General features: G+C 61.6%; 13 protein-coding genes. 2 read left to right on the top strand and 11 right to left on the bottom strand.

Annotated features, from left to right (window positions below):
* Nucleotides 1–87: 87 nt before the first annotated feature.
* The 7 genes from PQQ95_RS10200 to PQQ95_RS10230 all read right to left on the bottom strand — a co-directional run bounded on the left by PQQ95_RS10200 (nt 88) and on the right by PQQ95_RS10230 (nt 7,966).
* Entirely contained in the window at nt 88–1,053 is a 966-nt protein-coding gene (locus tag PQQ95_RS10200) for a DUF1177 domain-containing protein (protein ID WP_408437264.1), read from the bottom strand.
* A 66-nt stretch (nt 1,054–1,119) separates the two neighbouring features.
* Nucleotides 1,120–2,265: a porin gene (locus tag PQQ95_RS10205; protein WP_408437265.1), complete on the bottom strand. Its 1,146-nt coding sequence runs from the start codon at nt 2,263–2,265 to the stop codon at nt 1,120–1,122.
* Between the two features lie 62 nt (nt 2,266–2,327).
* Nucleotides 2,328–3,083, bottom strand: a complete 756-nt coding sequence (gene pepE, locus PQQ95_RS10210) for a dipeptidase PepE (RefSeq protein WP_408437266.1) — start codon at nt 3,081–3,083, stop codon at nt 2,328–2,330.
* Between the two features lie 33 nt (nt 3,084–3,116).
* Nucleotides 3,117–4,301, bottom strand: coding sequence for an aminotransferase class V-fold PLP-dependent enzyme (locus tag PQQ95_RS10215; RefSeq protein WP_408437267.1), 1,185 nt, complete (start codon nt 4,299–4,301; stop codon nt 3,117–3,119).
* Between the two features lie 33 nt (nt 4,302–4,334).
* The gene (locus tag PQQ95_RS10220) at nt 4,335–5,939 is read right to left on the bottom strand and encodes an OPT/YSL family transporter (RefSeq protein ID WP_408437268.1); all 1,605 of its coding nucleotides are present in this window, start codon (nt 5,937–5,939) and stop codon (nt 4,335–4,337) included.
* Between the two features lie 89 nt (nt 5,940–6,028).
* Nucleotides 6,029–6,757 carry an IclR family transcriptional regulator gene (locus tag PQQ95_RS10225; RefSeq protein ID WP_408437269.1) on the bottom strand — a complete coding sequence of 243 codons (729 nt, stop codon included), beginning with the start codon at nt 6,755–6,757 and terminating at the stop codon, nt 6,029–6,031.
* 435 nt (nt 6,758–7,192) lie between these two features.
* Nucleotides 7,193–7,966, bottom strand: a complete 774-nt coding sequence (locus tag PQQ95_RS10230) for an SDR family oxidoreductase (RefSeq protein WP_408437270.1) — start codon at nt 7,964–7,966, stop codon at nt 7,193–7,195.
* Between the two features lie 249 nt (nt 7,967–8,215).
* Between PQQ95_RS10230 and PQQ95_RS10235 the strand changes: the two genes are divergently transcribed.
* The gene (locus PQQ95_RS10235) at nt 8,216–9,196 is read left to right on the top strand and encodes a LysR family transcriptional regulator (protein WP_408437271.1); all 981 of its coding nucleotides are present in this window, start codon (nt 8,216–8,218) and stop codon (nt 9,194–9,196) included.
* Here the strand turns inward: PQQ95_RS10235 and PQQ95_RS10240 are convergent.
* The 3 genes from PQQ95_RS10240 to PQQ95_RS10250 form a co-directional block, all read right to left on the bottom strand.
* Nucleotides 9,138–10,757 (bottom strand): methyl-accepting chemotaxis protein, encoded by a 1,620-nt coding sequence (locus PQQ95_RS10240; protein ID WP_408437272.1) that lies wholly within the window; start codon nt 10,755–10,757, stop codon nt 9,138–9,140. The two genes, PQQ95_RS10235 and PQQ95_RS10240, sit on opposite strands and share 59 nt — an antisense overlap.
* Nucleotides 10,758–10,923: 166 nt before the next feature.
* Nucleotides 10,924–11,952 carry a CobW family GTP-binding protein gene (locus PQQ95_RS10245; protein WP_408437273.1) on the bottom strand — a complete coding sequence of 343 codons (1,029 nt, stop codon included), beginning with the start codon at nt 11,950–11,952 and terminating at the stop codon, nt 10,924–10,926.
* 18 nt (nt 11,953–11,970) lie between these two features.
* Nucleotides 11,971–12,930: an MBL fold metallo-hydrolase gene (locus PQQ95_RS10250; RefSeq protein WP_408437457.1), complete on the bottom strand. Its 960-nt coding sequence runs from the start codon at nt 12,928–12,930 to the stop codon at nt 11,971–11,973.
* 582 nt (nt 12,931–13,512) lie between these two features.
* Between PQQ95_RS10250 and PQQ95_RS10255 the strand changes: the two genes are divergently transcribed.
* The gene (locus PQQ95_RS10255; RefSeq protein WP_408437274.1) at nt 13,513–15,744 is read left to right on the top strand and encodes a TonB-dependent receptor; all 2,232 of its coding nucleotides are present in this window, start codon (nt 13,513–13,515) and stop codon (nt 15,742–15,744) included.
* A gap of 157 nt (nt 15,745–15,901) precedes the next feature.
* On the opposite strand, the gene PQQ95_RS10260 is transcribed toward PQQ95_RS10255, so the two are convergent.
* Complete coding sequence (locus tag PQQ95_RS10260) at nt 15,902–16,303, bottom strand: hypothetical protein (RefSeq protein ID WP_408437275.1); 402 nt, start codon at nt 16,301–16,303, stop codon at nt 15,902–15,904.
* Nucleotides 16,304–16,389: the final 86 nt, after the last annotated feature.

The raw sequence follows: 16,389 nt of genomic DNA on the forward strand, positions 1-16,389 counted from the left end.
CGCGGTGCGAAGGTGGGGTGAGCGGACGTTCCGTGATCGCGTAACGCCGCTGCCGAAGACGTCAACGTCGGCAGTGCGGCGGATCACTTACTGCCGGGCCGCGTTCCCATACCCCTGAAACGCGCTCAAATCAGGGTACATGCGGTGAATCTTCTGCCACTCGGTGGCGTCGAAGAATTCGCACGCGTCGCTCGTAAAGCGCTTTGCGACTTCAATCGAGAAACGCACTGCCTCCGCAATGTCGACTTCGTGGCTGGCACTTGAGTCGCTGCCGCCCACGACCGACCGCGCGGTTATCGCGACGCCAACCACGGGCTTGTCTGTGGCGACATGCGGCTGCATGATACTGTTGAAATGGGACAACCCATTGTCATAGGGCGTAATGTCCTGCAGCGAAATCGGGAATGTCACGGCCGGCTGACCAGTGGTCGATTCCATGATCGCGACGAGATCGGGCGCCATGCGCAGGATGTAGCCCTGCATCGCCGTCGGCGAGAGCGCGAAGCCACGCTGCTTGATGATGCGGTTGCCCTTGGACGCATCAAGCGACAGGATCGCGTCCATCTCGGCCGCCACCTCATACTGATTCATCGTAGCCGATGAGACAGGCATTCCCATGAACGGTACGCCGTTGTTCTCGCTCATTGGCGCGTCGGTCGACAGGTGGGTTGTCACGATCACGTCGCCAGGCAGGGCGTCGCCGTTCGCCTTCATCTGCGCGAGTTTCAGCGCCGCGGCAAGCGCACCGATCGGGCCGTCCGCGTCCGATACCATGCCGAGCTTCGCCGGGCGCGCACCGATCGCGCCGTTTCGGCCGATGATGCCGAGTGTGCGCGCCTGGCCACCAGCCTTTCTACCCTGCGTACCCTCGATCACGATGGTGATGAAGTCGGTGCTTTTCGACGGGTCGCCAGGCGGTTCGTTATTGACTGGGGTCACCTCAACCGTTACACCGTGCCCGGTGTACGGTTCGAACATCGCGGCGATGGTGTGGCCGGTAACGGTAGCGCTGTCGAGCGCGTCGAAAATGACAAGTGTCTGTTTCAATGCCATGTGGAATTCCTCGATAAATGAACCGACGCGGCGCACAACGGGCCGCATCGATCGTTTGTATGGATGTCAGAACAAGTGACGCAGGCCCAGCATCACGGAGAGTTGCTCGTTCCGACCGTTGAGTGCGGTGCCCTTGGCGGCCGCCGCATTCGTGGTGGAGTTGCCGAACAGGCCCGACCATCCGCCGCTTGTCCACTCGTAGGCGGTCGCCAGATAGACGTCAGTGCGCTTGCTCAAGCTGTAGTCCGCAACGCCGTAGGCGGTGCTCCGGGTGCCGTTAAAGCCGTCGGCGTTGGTGCGGTCCTGCATCCCGGCAATAGTGACGAGCCAGCTTGGTGTCGCCCGGTAATTCGCGCCGAGCGTGAAGAAATCGTCGCTGCGCCGCTGGTTGAATACGGAATTGATAGCCACGGCTGCGGTCGGCGAGCCGGACGACATGCTGGTAATCGACGCCGTATCAGTGCCTCCGTTCGATGAATCGAAGCCCGCGTCGCGGTTGCTATGCAGGTAGTTCGCGAACAGGTTCGCATTGCCGATCGTCGCCTTGATGCCGCCGAGATAGATTCGCGCGCGACGGCTCTGCGAGTCGTTCGTCTGCTGCACATCGCCGATCAGCGTGACCGGCCCGGACGCATACTTGACGCCGAGCGACATGGATGAACGCGCACGCGTGTCGCCAGCGATACCGCCCGCCGCATATTCGGCGATCACTTGCATCGCTCCCCAGGTACCGGTATAGCTGACAGCGTTGTCGTAGCGCTGGCCGACCAGAAACACCTGCCACGAGTTGCTCGGTGCGGCGCCCACACCGAGCGGGTCGACGTAGTACAGCATGGTATTGGCGGTTGTGTACTGACGGCCGAGCGCGAGTTCGCCCCAGCGGTCGTGGCCAAGTTTGACGAATGCCTGGCGCCCAAACAGTTGACCTTGCTGATCCAGCTTTCCGTTATTGGCTAAAAAGCCGTTTTCGAGTGTGAAACCGGCCTTCCAGCCGTCGCCAAGTGTTTCGTTACCCTTTAGTCCGAAGCGGCTGCCAGACAGAAAACCCTCATTGCCCTGCTGCAACGCGAAGGTTGAATCGCCAGAGGGGTTGGTGTGCGTCTGATAGCTCAATGCAACGTCCATGACCCCATACAGGGTCACGCTTGATTCGGCGTGAGCGCCTGCCGCGAAGCCAGCAAGCAGGGCGGTCGCGACAAATTCCTTCTTCATTTTAGTTATCCTGATCGTATGTAACAAAAAAAGCCGGCTTTGAGAGGAGAGGCTCCGCACGGCTAGCGCTGGAATGTCGGCCACTGATCGATATGTGACGGCCCCGTGATGGAGGACAACGGGAACGTCGCATGCTCGCCTAGCGTCTCGATCTGGCTTTTGCTGACAAAGTGCAGTGCACCGCGTTCTCCGAGCACCGTCCCTCTGACGCCGTCGGACAGCAGCGCGGAGCCTTCAGGCAGCGCGAACACCTGTTCTGGCGCGTTGATGTCGAGAAACTCTGCGAGCCGCTCCTCGCGGCTCTCACCGTTGTGGCCAGCCGGCTTGCCGCTGATGAAATGTGGATTGATCTGGAACGGCACGAGTCCGAGCGCACGCAGCGTCGGCGGTTGCACGATCGGCATGTCGTTCGTGGTGCGGATCGTCGGACACGCAACGTTGCTCCCCGCGCTCCAGCCCACGTAAGGCGTGCCGGCCGCGACTTTTGCGCGGATCGCATCGACGATGCCTGCTTCGTACATGCGTTTGAGCAGCGCGAAGGTATTGCCGCCGCCAACGGCAATGGCTTCTGCCTGCTCGATCGCGGCGAGCGGATCTGCGCTACGGTGGATCGATTCGAGCGCGTAGCCGAGGCGCTCGAACACGGGCTTGACGATGTCCTCGTAGCTATCGAAGCTGAACGTCACGCCGGCGAAAGGGACGAAGAGCACTTTGCGGGGTTCGTGCTTGAGAAGCGTATGGATCTGCTCAGTGGCATGTTCGAGATAGCCGAGCTGGTCCTTGCGGGAGCTGCTCATCAGAAGGATGCGTTGGGTCATGGCGTATTCCAAAGTTGAATCAGTTGTCAGCGCTCAGGCGAGCGTCTCGCGAATGATGCGCACGACGCGGTCGATCTCGTCGCGCGTATTGAAGTAATGCAACGACACGCGCGCCATCGTGCTCACGCCGTATCGTGCGAGGATCGCGTCAGCCATGAAGCCGCCGGCCTCGATGATGCAGTGCTGCGCTTCGAGTGCCGACACGAGCATGGCGGGATCGACGCCGCGCAGGTTGAACGGGACGATTCCAATGCGCTGTGCGACGTGCGTCGGGCCGTAAAGCTCGAAGCCGGGTAGCGTCGAGAACTGCTCGACCGCGTAAGCGGTCAGTTCGCGCACGCGCTCGGCGATCGCTTCGATGCCGATTTCCTCGGCGTAGCGCACGGCCGCACCGAGTGCGAGAATCGCGGGCACGATCGGGCATCCCGCTTCGAAGCGGCGGGCACCGGCCACAAACGAGAGAGCCCCTGTCGCACGGTCGAATGTGCCGTTCCACCAGCCCGCGAGCACCGGTTCCAACGCTTCGATATGCGCTTCACGCACGTAAAGGAAGCCCGAGCCTTCCGTTGCCCGCAGCGCCTTGCGCCCGCATCCCGCAAGGAAGTCGCAGTCGAGTTGCGCGACGCTGACCGGCAACATGCCGACACTCTGCGATGCATTCACGAGTGACATGACACCACGCTCGCGCGCCACCTTGCAGATGCTTGCCGCAGGCTGAACCGCGCCCGTGGAGTTCGGTACGTGTGAGAACGTCACGAGCCGCGTGCGTGGCGTAATGGCATCGGCGAACGATCCCGGTGCGAGCATGCCGGCCGCGTCGGCCGCAATCATCTTCACTACCACGCCGTGCGTCTGCTCCAGGCGGCGCCAAGGCAGCAGGTTGCTAAGCATTTCAGTATCGGCGACCAGAATTTCGTCGCCCGGCTGCCAGTCGATACCGCGCGCCACGAGCGAGATCGCTTCCGTCGCGTTCTTGGTAAAAGCGATTTCGTGCGGGCCCGCGCTGAGAAACCTGGCAAGTTGTGCGCGCACGGCTTCCACGCGCGCGTAGGTTTCCTTGCGGAACGAGGGCAGGTAGATGCCCACGTGTCCTGTGTCGAGCAGATAGCGGCGCGCTTCGTCGAGCACCGTGTCGGGCGGCAGGGACGCGGCGGCCGTGTCCATGTAGACGGTGGTTGCGGTCAGCGGCGTGGCTGCGCGGATGGCTTCGATATTCATACTGCGTTCCGGGTCCAAAAGAAGAGTGGCGGGTTACTTGTGCAGTCCGGTCATGGAACGGCCGAAACTGAAGAGTGCGTCGCCGGCGATCACGCCGCCCGCGAATGCGCTCATTTCGGCCGAGTGGCGTTCACCGCGAAGGCGTGTAACGGCGAAGCGGATCGCGAGTCCGGCAAGCACGGCCCAGCCAGCGAGCGGGGAAGCGATCAGCATGCCGGTGGACAGCAGAATGCCGAGTTGCCGCTTCGCGCCACCAAGCAATTGCAAGATCGCGCCGGGAATCGCCCAGAGGGCCAGGTTGCGGGCAATCTCCATCGACGAGCCCGCCCGGATTGACGCCGCATAAACGCGATCGACCGGCGGCATCATGTTGCGTGAGAAGAAGTGGTCGTGAAAGATGATCACGACGATGGCGGCGACGACGAAGCCTGCCATTGCCGCGATGAGTTGCTGCCGGCGGCCTGCCAGTTCAGCGTCCATGTCGCGGCCCTCGCCGCGCAGCAGGTAGCCGGTCTTGAGGTCGTAACCCATGTCCGCGAATGCGGGGCCCGTCGCGGCCGAGAAGCCGGCCAGCACAGCCAGCGCAGAGGGTGGGAAGCCGATCACGATGCCGATCGTCAGTGTGATGAGCGCGACGGCAAAGGCCGGGAACCAGCCCGAATGCATCGCCGCGATCCCGACGATCAATTCGTGCGCGTACGCGGCGAATGCGGCGTAGATGACGAAGGCGATCAGCATCCCCGGCGACAACTCCGTGACGTGACCCGCAAGCACCGAAATCAGCAGCGCGACGAGCATGTACGCGAAGAATCCGCCAGACAGCACGCGCCTTGCACGCGTGCCTGACATTTCCAGATTGCGCGGATCGGCGTCTTCCTTTGCGCGCGAGCGGTGAATTTCGCGCGCCACCTGGAACAGCGCGACGATGCCCGCGCCGATCATGAGGCCGTGCGGAATGTAGGCGGCCGCGATGTCGATATGCAGGAGCGGAGCCGAATAGCCGCGAATCAGAAGACCCAGGCCGAACATGGTTAGCGCTGCGAGATTACCAAGAAAGGCCGCGCCAAACGCGGACATCGGCACGCCGAAAATCGCGCCGGCGACGCCGGCTGCAACGCCAAGTCCGAGGAAGGCTGCTTTGCGTCCACCCTGGTCGCCTGCCCAGATGGCTTCGGCTGTCGCGACGCCCGCTGGCCACGTACCGGTAGCCGGAAAGATCTTGCTGCCGAAGAGGTGGTAGAGCATCGCGCCGTCGACGAGCATCGCCGCGATCGAGCCGATAAGCATCGGCGTGACGAGTTCGGGCATGCCCATCGCGAACGGCACGCCAAGCGGAATCATCAGCGAATTGGCGGCGCCGAAGGTTGCCGACGAAATGGCGGTCTGCACGAGGTTTTGGCGTTCGAGCACCCGGAAGCGGCGCGTTACCTGCAGTGGAATGCGCGAGAAAACGATGGCGATTAACGCGCCGATGATCGACGTGTTCGCCGAGATGCCGAGCGAGACGATTAGCTGCATGCCGATGATCGCACCGAGCACCGACAGGCCAATGGACACGAGCAGCAGTAGAGGCTCAAAGAAGGAAACGCGCGCACGCGGCGCGGCTGCCGGGATTGGCGTTTCGAGTGCAGCAGGCATGTCGATCGATCCTTTCGTAGTGTCGGGTATCTGCCGGCGCGGGTCGCGCGGCTAATGGGAGGGCGGGCTCTGATGAGTCGTCGGAAGGGTCAACTGGTCAGCCCGATGACCGGCTCGATGGTTTCACGCGTTTTCTTCAATGCTTCAATGAGTCGCGGAATGGCGTCGCCTTCCAGTCGCTGGACCGGCCCGGCAATGCCCAACGATCCGATGACGTTGCGGCGGTCGCGAGACCACAGCGGCACCGCAAGACCGGCGACCGTCGCGGCCGCTTCCTCCCGGGTGTGGCACCACCCGTCCGCCCGCACGATGGCGAGCTGTTCTTCGATCTTCGCGCGGCTCACCGTCTGGGTGTGTTGATAGATCGTGGCGCGGAACTCATCCGACTGGAAAGCGAGGATTGCTTTTGCGTGAGCGCCGGCGATAAGCGCAAACCGCTGCCCCAACTCGATTGAGAACCGCAACTGCTGCTGACTTTGCGCCATATCGGTGCAGACAGCGTCGGTGCCGTCGAGGAGCGAAAGGAAGACAGTTTCACCGCTCGTCTGGGCGAGGGCGTCGAGTGCGGGTTGCACGACGTCCGAAGGAGCGAAGGTACGGTGTGCGACCTGACCGAGCTCGAACAGCCGCAAGCTCAATGAATAGCGGCCGGCGCTGTCCTGCCTCAGAAAACCATTTTCAGCGAAGGAAGAAAGCACGCGGTGAACGACGGCGTAATGAACGCCTGTTGCTTTCGCGAGCTCCCGTACGCCCCAGGAGGGTTCCTGCAGCGTGAATCGGGTAAGCAGCGCCAATGCGCTATCAAGTGTCTTTAACATTTGTCTGTCTCTCTATCAGAGACACTGTCTCTGTATGAGAAAAATAGTAATGTCGCAGACTAGGTTAGTCAATCAAGGGTTAACGCGACAAAGAATGGATTCGAACGGTGCAGCGTACGAATCCTCACGATAAGAGGCGGTGTCGGGAGTCGTTCGTCCTTGTCACCGAGCGAAGCTCGAAGTCGCTGCACCCCGGTTCCTGAGCGTAGCCGACGACACTTCTGGTCACTGCATGCGATTCAATGGCCGTTGCGATCATTGATCGAGCTTGAGATGCAGTTGACAATCGTTAGGCATCCTTGGCATAAAATAGAAGCCGGCAATCAACCGAATGCTTGCCGGCCACTACAGCCACTACATCCAGGTTATTTCCGCCAACGCTTTCTGCGGAGCCAAAACCTCTCATCTATCAGAAGAGAGATTTCATTCGCTCGCCTACTTGGTCGTATAACCGCCGTTGATCAGAATGGTCTGCCCGGTAATCCACCACCCGTCACTGACCAGATGGCGGATGAAGGGCACTACATCCTGGATGTCGGTCAAACCAGTCGTGGAGAACGGCGAGAGTGCGGCTGCGGTCTTGTGGTAAGCCACCGCGTCCGCGCCTTCGGCGGGATAGAAGAACGGCGTGTCCATGGGACCCGGGCCGACGGCCGTCACCGAGATGCCGCGCGCGCCGAATTCCTTGGCCGCCGCGCGCGTGAAATGCTCGACCGGTGCTTTAGTGCCCGCATAGGCAGCGTAAAACGGTGTGAATGCGCCGAGCAGCGATGTGACAAGCGTGACGATCTTGCCATTGTCGTTGACGTGCTTGCCTGCCTCTCTGAGAAAGAAAAACGCAGACTTGGAATTCACCGCCGTCATTTCGTCGTATTCGGCCTCGGTGATGTCGACGAACGGTTTTTTCAACACCTTGCCGACCGTATTGATTGCAATATCCGGGCGGCCGACGGCGGCGACGACATCCGAAAACAGCTTCTCGACCGCGCCGGCTGAGGTCAGATCGGCCTGGAAAGCGACTGCCGTGGCACCTGCCGATTCGATCGCGGCGAGTGTCTCGTCCGCGGCGGCTTTCGAACCCGCGCTGTTGTAGTGGATCGCCACTGCCTTGGCACCCTGTGCGGCCAGATCCCGTGCAATCAATCCACCGAGATTTTTCGCCCCGCCCGCAATGACGACAGTTTTGCCTTTGATGCTGTGGTTTGCCATGGTTCATCCCCAGTGTCGAAGCCGCCCTATGCAGCCTCTCATCCTGCTGGATGATATATTCCAGGAAAATCATTTAAATCTACTGTTTCTGACATCACTGGTCAGAAAAGTCGAACAGTGGAAAGGCGGGTCTGGACATGACAGGGAGCGAGAGCAGCGGCGCGCGTGCGTGCCGGACCGATGCAGTGCGCCGCGCGCGGAAAGCCCGATGCGATGGCGAGCTGAACGCTCGCGAAGGTGGGAGCGAACATGGATCGTATTGACCTCTTTCGCGTCTTCGCGCGCGTTGTCGAATGCGCGAACTTCACGCGCGCGGCGGACACGCTCGGCTTGCCCCGTTCGTCGGTATCCGCGGCTATTCAGGAGTTGGAAGGGCGGATCGGCGCCCGGTTGCTGCATCGGACAACGCGTAAAGTCTCGCCGACGCAGGATGGCGCCGCGCTCTATGAGCGCTGCCTGCGCCTGATCGCCGATGTCGAGGAGACCGAGAACCTGTTCCGGCAGACATCGGTAGGACCGAGCGGCGTACTGCGCATCGACGTGCCTGGCCGTATAGGCCGGCTGATCATCGCCCCCGCACTGCCGGAATTCCTCGCCGCGTATCCGAAAATCGACATCACGCTCAGCCTGACCGATCGCACGATCGATCTTGTCGAAGAACGCGTCGACTGCGTGCTGCGGGTAGGCAAGCCGCACGACTCCGGCATGATTGCGCGTCCCATTGGCGATCTGCCACTGATCAATGTGGCAAGCCCCCTCTATTTGTCTCATCACGGTACGCCTCGCACGCCCGGCGACATGACAACCCACCAGGTCGTTCAGTATGCGTCGCCGTCGAGCGGGCGTATCGCACCTTGGGAATGGCTCGACGGCGAGACCGTCAGGGCGTTGACAACGCAAGGCCGCGTGACCGTGAACAGCGCGGAGGCGTATATCGCATGCTGCCTTGCAGGACTCGGCTTGATCCAGATTCCTGCCTATGACGTGCAGCAGCATCTGCGTGCGGGCGAACTGATCGAGGTGATGCCTGAATACCGGGCTGCGCCAATGCCGATGAACTTGCTCTATCCGCATCGGCAACATCTATCGCGCAGGGTTCAGGTGTTTGCCGACTGGCTCGATGCGTTGTTGAAGGGGCAACTCGTTTGCGAATCGCACACCGCCTCGCTTCCTACGCGAACGCGGCTCGACGCGGCGCCGAAGCCGGCGCAAACGGTACATCGCCGCTAGCGCCGGCTTCGCCCACCTGGAAGGCCGCCGCGGCGCGTTGCAGACTCATCGCCTGCTCCTTCAGCGATTGCGCCGCAGCCGCTGCCTGCTCGACGAGCGCCGCGTTCTGTTGCGTCATGCTGTCCATTTGCGTGACCGCGAGATTCACCTGGTCGATGCCCGCGCTTTGCTCCGTTGCTGCCGCGGCGATCTCCTGCACGACACCGGTTACACGCATGATCGCGTCGCGCGCTTCGTCGATCGTCGAGCCGGTGTTTTCGACCAGCGTCGCGCCGCTGCCGACGCTGTCCACCGCATGACTGATCAGCTCGCGAATTTCCTTCGCCGCGGTCGCGCTGCGCTGCGCGAGGCTGCGCACCTCGCTCGCGACGACCGCGAAGCCGCGGCCCTGTTCGCCTGCGCGTGCCGCTTCGACCGCCGCATTCAGCGCGAGAATGTTGGTCTGAAACGCGATGCCCTCGATCGTCGCGATGATCTCGACCATGCGGCCCGATTCGCTCGAGATGCCCTTCATTGCCGCGACGGCCTGCGTGATCATGTCGCCGCCGCGGTTCGCGATCTTCGCGGCGCCGGCCGCCAGCTCGCTCGCGGTGCGCGCGTTGTCGGCGGTCTGGCGGACCATCGCCGTCATCTGCTCCAGGCTCGATGCCGTTTCCTGTAACGACGCCGCCTGGCTCTCGGTGCGCGCCGACAGATCCGCGTTGCCGTTCGCGATCTCGTTCGCGCCGCACGCGACGTTGTCGGACGCGTGCTTGATCTGGCAGATGGTGCTCGTCAGCGCGTCGCGCATCCGCTGCATCACGTGCAGCAGGCTGGACGTATCGCCGTCGCGCGTGCGGATCGCCGCCGTCAGGTCGCCCGATGCGATCGCATCCGCCACGTTCGCCGCGTAGACCGGATCGCCGCCGACCGTGCGCGCGATGCTGCGGTTCGTCACCGCCACGAGCGTCACCAGCACCGCCGACACCGCCATGAAGATCGCGCCGATCAGCCACAGCGAGGCCATGAACGCAGCGTCGATGTCGTCGACATAGGCGCCGGTCGCGATGATCCAGTCCCACGGCGCATAACGCACCACGTAGCCGATCTTGCCGACCGCCTGCGCCGACGCCGCGCCCGGATGCGGGAAGACGTAGTCGACAAAACCGCCCTCCGGCGCCTGGGCGACCGACGCGAACGTCACGTAATGGTGACGGCCGTCGGCATCGGCGCTGCCCGTAAGATCCTTGCCTTCGAGTGCCGGCTTGATCGGATGCATCACCATCTGCGGCGTCGAGTTGATCACGAGGAAGTAGCCGTCTTCGCCGTAGCGGATGCTGCGCAGGCGCTCCAGTGCCTGTTTGCGCGCATCCGCCTCCGGCAGTGCGCCGCTTTGCGCCAGCGCCGCGTACTCCGTGACGATGCTGAGCCCGACGCGTGCGACGTTCGAAAGGTCGTGCTTGCGTTCCTCGATACGCGTCTCGCGCGACTGCCATGCCGCCGATACCGAAACGGCGAGCAGGGCGACGAGGCTGATGATCAGCGGCAGCCACAGCTTTTGCGTAAAACTGAGCTTATGCATCCTGAATCCTCATGGAAGCGAATGGCGATCGTGCAGGGCTGCCGTGCGACGTGGCATGTGATGGGCGCGCCAGGTGGCGCCGATGGGCGCCCGGCAATCCGAGTGGTTCCTGTCTGAGTTATCGGCGGATACGGGCGAAAGCTTCGTCCAGTGAAACCCTCGGTTATCAGCTTTCCGCCGTTTCCACCCCGGCTTCGCGCAGAAAATGCGTGATCGTCTCCTCGATCACCGACCTCGCGAGACCCTGCACAATGAACACGAGCCGTGTCGTGTGATCGTCGTCAGGCCACGCTTCAAGCCGCAACGGTTCATGCAATAACTGCTGCACGCCATGGAACACAACAGGCCGCGATTCGCCAATGAAATTGCCGATCCCCTTAACCCGCAGGATGCGTTCGCCGTGATAGCCGAGCAGGACGGTCAGCGCGGTTTCGAATGCCTGCATCGGCAATGCCTGCGAGTAAGTCAGGCAGAAGCTGTCGATATCCGGATGGGCCGCACGTGACGCCGTCGCGCCACGCATCAGCAACTTGCGTGGTACAGGCTCGGCGCGCAACCAGGGCCGCAAGGCACGCGGCGTCAGGATGTCCAGCAGTTGTTGCGCGTCAATCTCGCCATTGCGCACCGGGATGCGTGTCGCCCCCGGATTCAGCGCTTCGAGCGCCGCTTCGAGGTCGGCCAACGCAGGCGCATCGACCAGTTCAGCCTTGGTCAGCAACAGCCGGTCCGCAACGGCCACCTGCTGACGTGATTCCTCATGCCGGGCAAGTTGCGCGGCGCCGTGTTTCGCATCGACGGTCGTTACGATGCCGTCGAGTTGCAAACGACCTTCAAGCGCAGGGTCACCCAGCAGCAACGAGATCACCGGACCGGGCCGCGCCAGCCCCGTGGTCTCGATCAAGATCCGCTCGAAGGCGGGAATCTCGCCGCGCGCGCGGCGCTCCAGCAGATCGGCCACGGTTGCAGCCAGTTCGTCGCGCACGCCGCAGCATAGGCAGCCGTTTTCCAGCAGCGCGATGGTGTCGTCGCGTGAGGTGCTGACGAACAGATGATCGAGACCGATCGCGCCCAGTTCGTTGATCACCACGGCACAATGGCCCAGCGCCGGTTGCGGCAGCAGGCGATTGAGCAACGTGGTCTTACCCGAACCGAGAAAGCCAGTCAGCAACGTTATAGGCGTCGCGGCAGATTGCATGGCGGCTCGTCCTGACACTCAGATAACCTGCAGATCTTTGCCGACGATGATCTGTCCGTTGAAATGCTTGCGCGCGTCGGCGGCCCACATCTCGTCGGTAATCGCGGGATCGCCGCCCGGCACGAAATGGCTCAGCACCAGCGTCTTGACGCCCGCCGCTGCGGCGATCCTGCCGACCTGCTCCGTGCTGGTGTGGCTCTTCATGAGGTGATCGAGCAACGTTGGGGCGTTGTCGACGGTCTTCATCAGCTTTTCGAGCGCAGGCAGGTACATCACTTCGTGCACCAGCACGTCAGCGCCTTTCGCAAACTCGGCAAGCGCCGGGTAGTAGGTCGTGTCGCCGGAGAACACGACGGTGCGGTCTCGAGTCTCGAAGCGGTAAGCGAATGCCGGTTTGATCGTGTAGTGGTCGACCAGCGTCGAGGTGACGCGCACGCGGTCGTCTTCCATAACAAGGCGGGGGCCGTCGAATTCGTGGATGTTGATCAGTGGCTGGAACGGCGGCCGGCCTTCTTCGCGCATGCGCACGTCGAGGTCGATTGCGTTCATGTCGACAAAGTCGTCGATCATCTTCGTCATGCGCGGCGGTCCGTACAGGTTGACGGGCGTGCGCAGGCCGGTGGCCCAGGCGAGGAACACGAGGTTGCCGAGGTCGGCGTTGTGATCCGAATGATGATGGGTCAGGAAGACGTCGCGGATGGCCGGCAGTTTGATGCCCGCTTTGGTCAACTGCAGCGCGACGCCGTTGCCGCAATCGACCACATAGGGCTGGCCGTCGACCACCAGCACGTTCGCCGGCGCCGCGCGCAGGTCGGATGGCGTTGGGCCGCCCTTGGTGCCGAGCAGGATCAGTTGCGTGCCTTTGGCCGAAGGTCCCGCGGCGGGTGCTGGGGTCGTGGAGTTGGCCGGCGACTGCGCGTGGGCGTCCTGCATCCATGGCAGCGCTGCGGTGGTGCCCGCTGTTACGGCAATACGCATGAAATCACGACGGGAGCGTCCGAACGGCTGATCACTCATGGGGCTGTATCTCCTGAGGTTCTGGATGGGCGGTGCTCGATTTTCCTGTGTAACCGGGCTCGAAAGCGATTGAATTCTAGCGATTTCGTCAACAATCAGGGGTTTCGGCCGTTCGACAGTAACTGACCCGGATCGAGCGTTCAGAGCTGCAAAGCTCGCATCAACTCCCTCACACTTCCGCGCGGAATTGGCGTGAAACCGTCTCGCTGAGGCTGCCAGACAGGTCTGAGACTTGTCGTCTCCCCGCGTTGGCGCGAGCGTGACGAACGGCGCGTGATCCCGCATCTGCCTTCCTTTCTCCATGTAACAGACAGTAATGCGCACGCCGGCCCCCACCGGAATAAACCCGCACTCCGCACCGTTTGTCCGGAGCGAGCGGCTACAGAGGGGCGAAATATCGGATGAATTCACGAGATGAAATAGTAATGATTTTCATTCAAAAAATATTCGTCTGACGAGTTGATCGTTTTGGCCGCCGATATCTGACGCCAAAGACCGGAATGCAAAGCGTAGCCAGACAACCGCGGGACAGGAGAATCAAAAGTGAAGAAGAGCGACGGCGGAAGGTTCAGGAAAAAAGCGAGCGTGGGACTGACTAGCTCGCTTGTTGCGTTGACGTTTGCCCACTCGGCGGTGGCCCAGGAATCGCCGCCGCCAGGCAGAGAACAGGGCGGTGCAGTTGACGCCCCGACGCTGCCACCCGTGCAGGTGCGCGCGGCCGCGCCAGGCGCGGGTTCTCGCGACGACAACGTCAATGACCCTGGCCAGGTGGCGGACGTGAGCAAGACAGGAACTGCGCTCAAGGATTTGCCCGCAAGCGTGCAGGTGATTCCGCGCGCCTTGTTGACCGAACAGGGCGCGACGATGCTCCGGCAAGGCGTCAGCAACGCCAGTGGAGTGAACGTCGGCGGTCAGGATACCAAGGGCTATTACGATCACTTTCTGATCCGCGGCCTGAATGCGCAGATCTACAACGATGGTTTCTCCGACGGCGATCTTCTGGGCGGCATCTCGCATTCGCTGAATGGCGTCGAACACATTGAAGTACTGGAAGGGCCAGGCTCGGCACTCTTCGGCAGCGGGCCGCCGGGAGGCACGATCAATATCGTCCACTACACGCCGTCGTCCGACTTTCATTTCGGCGGCAACATCCAGTCGGGTTCGTTCGGCATGGTCTCCGGCAGCGCGTACGTGACCGGCCCAACGGGAATCTCGGGGTTGAACTATCGCGTCGATGCGACCGTGTCGCGTTCCGACGGATTCCGCGATCTGGCGAGCCGTGACGAAGAAATCAGGCCGTCGTTCGAATGGAAGCTGGACAACCATAAGATCGATTTTTCAATCGACGCACGCGACATTCACGAGACTCCCGACTCCTACGGCCTGATCTATTTCCACGGCTCGCCCATCAGCAATGTGCCGATCGACTCGAAATACTCGACGCCCTTTGCGTTTGCGCGCGGCAACTACGTTCGCCCGACACTCACCGACGAATGGAAGGTCAACGACTTTCTGACCGTCAACAACCGTTTTTCATATCTGCACCGCAATCTCGATGTGCTCGGCAACGGCGACAGCACGAGTACGAAGGTGAGCGGCAACGAAGTGGTGGGCAGGCAGCTTCGACAGCAGGACGACTCGGATAACAGCTTCGACTATCAGTTGGAGCCTGTATGGCGGTTCGGCACAGGTAGCGTCAAACACACGCTGCTGACGGGTTTCGAATATCAGCATCAGACCATCGATACCGAACGCACCACGGCAGATCTGCCGAACATCCCGAACGCCTTTGCTCCGGTGCCGCCCGAAACGTCGCTCGCGGGGCTCACGTTTCTGTGCGACGCAAAGCATTCGTGCGATAACGATCATCTGCTCGCAAATTACTACAGCGTGTACGCGACCGATCAGATCGACGTCACCGACAAACTGAAGGTGCGTGCCGGTGTGCGCAAGGACTGGTGGGACACTTCGCTCACGCCGAATATCACGGTGCCGGGCCGCTTCAACACAGCGGGACAACCGCTCGTTGCCGGCGTGACCGACTCACGCAACGACGCGCCGGTGAGCTGGAATGTCGGTGTGCTGTACAAGGTGCTTCCGTGGATGTCGCCGTACTTCGGCGTGTCGAAGAGTCACCTTGCAAACTTCAACTCCGAGAATACGCAGAACGGTATCGGCGCGCCAGAATCCGCGTTGCAATACGAAGTAGGCGTCAAGTTTTCGTTTCTCGACGATAGCTACGTACTCAATACGGCACTCTTCGACGTAAAGCGCGACAACGTGGCCGCGCTGACGACGATCAACAACGTCGAAAGCGTGGTTTTCGACAGCCAGAAGACCAAAGGTGCGGAGGCGTCCCTCGACGCGAGCATTACTTCGCAGTGGCACGTTGTCGCCAACTTCACGGCGCAGGAGGCGAAGATCACCGACAACCCTCAAGGCGTGACGTCAGTGGGCAATCACCCGCAAGGCGCGCCTGCCTACATCGCCAACCTGTGGACGACTTACGACTTTTCTATCGCGGGCGTGCCGGGATTTCATGTCGGTGCGGGTGTCAACTATGTCAGCAGAACCTATAGCGACATCACGAACGTGAACTCGATTCCGTCGTACGTAATAGCGAATGCTGCATTGGGTTATGGCACATCGCAATGGGGCGTCGATCTGAATATTCACAATCTGACGGACCGGCGTTACTTCATTGCAGCGAATGCTGCGGGAGCCTATGTCGGCGAGTCGTTGAGCGCGTTCGTCAACCTTCACGCCAGTTTTTGAGGGTAGAGGTTTTCGCCAGATGAAGTCGCCGGAGGGGCGGGGCCTCTGGTTTGTCTGAATACCCTTTGCTCTTTTTGCCCCTTTGCTGCGTCGGCTTAGTGCCGGTTTGTTCGAGCCGACGCAGCAACTCAGGGGTTCCTGATCAAGACATCGATACTTACTCTTCGCAGTGCACGTCCTGCCGTCGCACGACGATAATCACCGGGTAGGTTCCGTGCTCGAGTTCCACGCGCGCGACAACGGCCATTGTCTCGTTGTCGATATCGTCATATACGCTGACTTTTTCATGCCGAAGGCTCGTGACGCCGGTACAACCCGACGCGCGGCCTTCGTCGGAGACCTTGCATTGAATCGGGTTGTCCGCAAGGTAGCGATATCTGTCCCTGTCGGGGGTCGCAAGGTATTCACGAAAGCTCTGCGCCGCTCCGCCGATGCCGGTGACATACCCAATGGCGCATTGCTGTCTGGGTGTATCGCTACCCCCGGATGTCTGGGCTGTCGCGGCCGTGCTCGTGGCAGCCATGACTGCGGCGAACATCAACGAAAAGAGGTATCTCATGGCGCAAATCACCGTTGTCGGATCGAAGTGCTGGATTGTAATGGCAGTCGCAAACAACAACGAGTGGCGTGCTACCTGTACGTGCT

This window comes from Paraburkholderia caffeinilytica (assembly GCF_046030355.1).
In the GTDB taxonomy this organism is placed as follows: domain Bacteria; phylum Pseudomonadota; class Gammaproteobacteria; order Burkholderiales; family Burkholderiaceae; genus Paraburkholderia; species Paraburkholderia caffeinilytica_B.

Bases quoted from the DNA above. Each gene is read 5' to 3' on its own strand.
- PQQ95_RS10200 (WP_408437264.1), bottom strand. From the start codon at position 1,053: ATGGCATTGAAACAGACACTTGTCATTTTCGACGCGCTCGACAGCGCT.
- PQQ95_RS10205 (WP_408437265.1), bottom strand. From the start codon at position 2,265: ATGAAGAAGGAATTTGTCGCGACCGCCCTGCTTGCTGGCTTCGCGGCA.
- pepE (WP_408437266.1), bottom strand. From the start codon at position 3,083: ATGACCCAACGCATCCTTCTGATGAGCAGCTCCCGCAAGGACCAGCTC.
- PQQ95_RS10215 (WP_408437267.1), bottom strand. From the start codon at position 4,301: ATGAATATCGAAGCCATCCGCGCAGCCACGCCGCTGACCGCAACCACC.
- PQQ95_RS10220 (WP_408437268.1), bottom strand. From the start codon at position 5,939: ATGCCTGCTGCACTCGAAACGCCAATCCCGGCAGCCGCGCCGCGTGCG.
- PQQ95_RS10225 (WP_408437269.1), bottom strand. From the start codon at position 6,757: ATGTTAAAGACACTTGATAGCGCATTGGCGCTGCTTACCCGATTCACG.
- PQQ95_RS10230 (WP_408437270.1), bottom strand. From the start codon at position 7,966: ATGGCAAACCACAGCATCAAAGGCAAAACTGTCGTCATTGCGGGCGGG.
- PQQ95_RS10235 (WP_408437271.1), top strand. From the start codon at position 8,216: ATGGATCGTATTGACCTCTTTCGCGTCTTCGCGCGCGTTGTCGAATGC.
- PQQ95_RS10240 (WP_408437272.1), bottom strand. From the start codon at position 10,757: ATGCATAAGCTCAGTTTTACGCAAAAGCTGTGGCTGCCGCTGATCATC.
- PQQ95_RS10245 (WP_408437273.1), bottom strand. From the start codon at position 11,952: ATGCAATCTGCCGCGACGCCTATAACGTTGCTGACTGGCTTTCTCGGT.
- PQQ95_RS10250 (WP_408437457.1), bottom strand. From the start codon at position 12,930: ATGCGTATTGCCGTAACAGCGGGCACCACCGCAGCGCTGCCATGGATG.
- PQQ95_RS10260 (WP_408437275.1), bottom strand. From the start codon at position 16,303: ATGAGATACCTCTTTTCGTTGATGTTCGCCGCAGTCATGGCTGCCACG.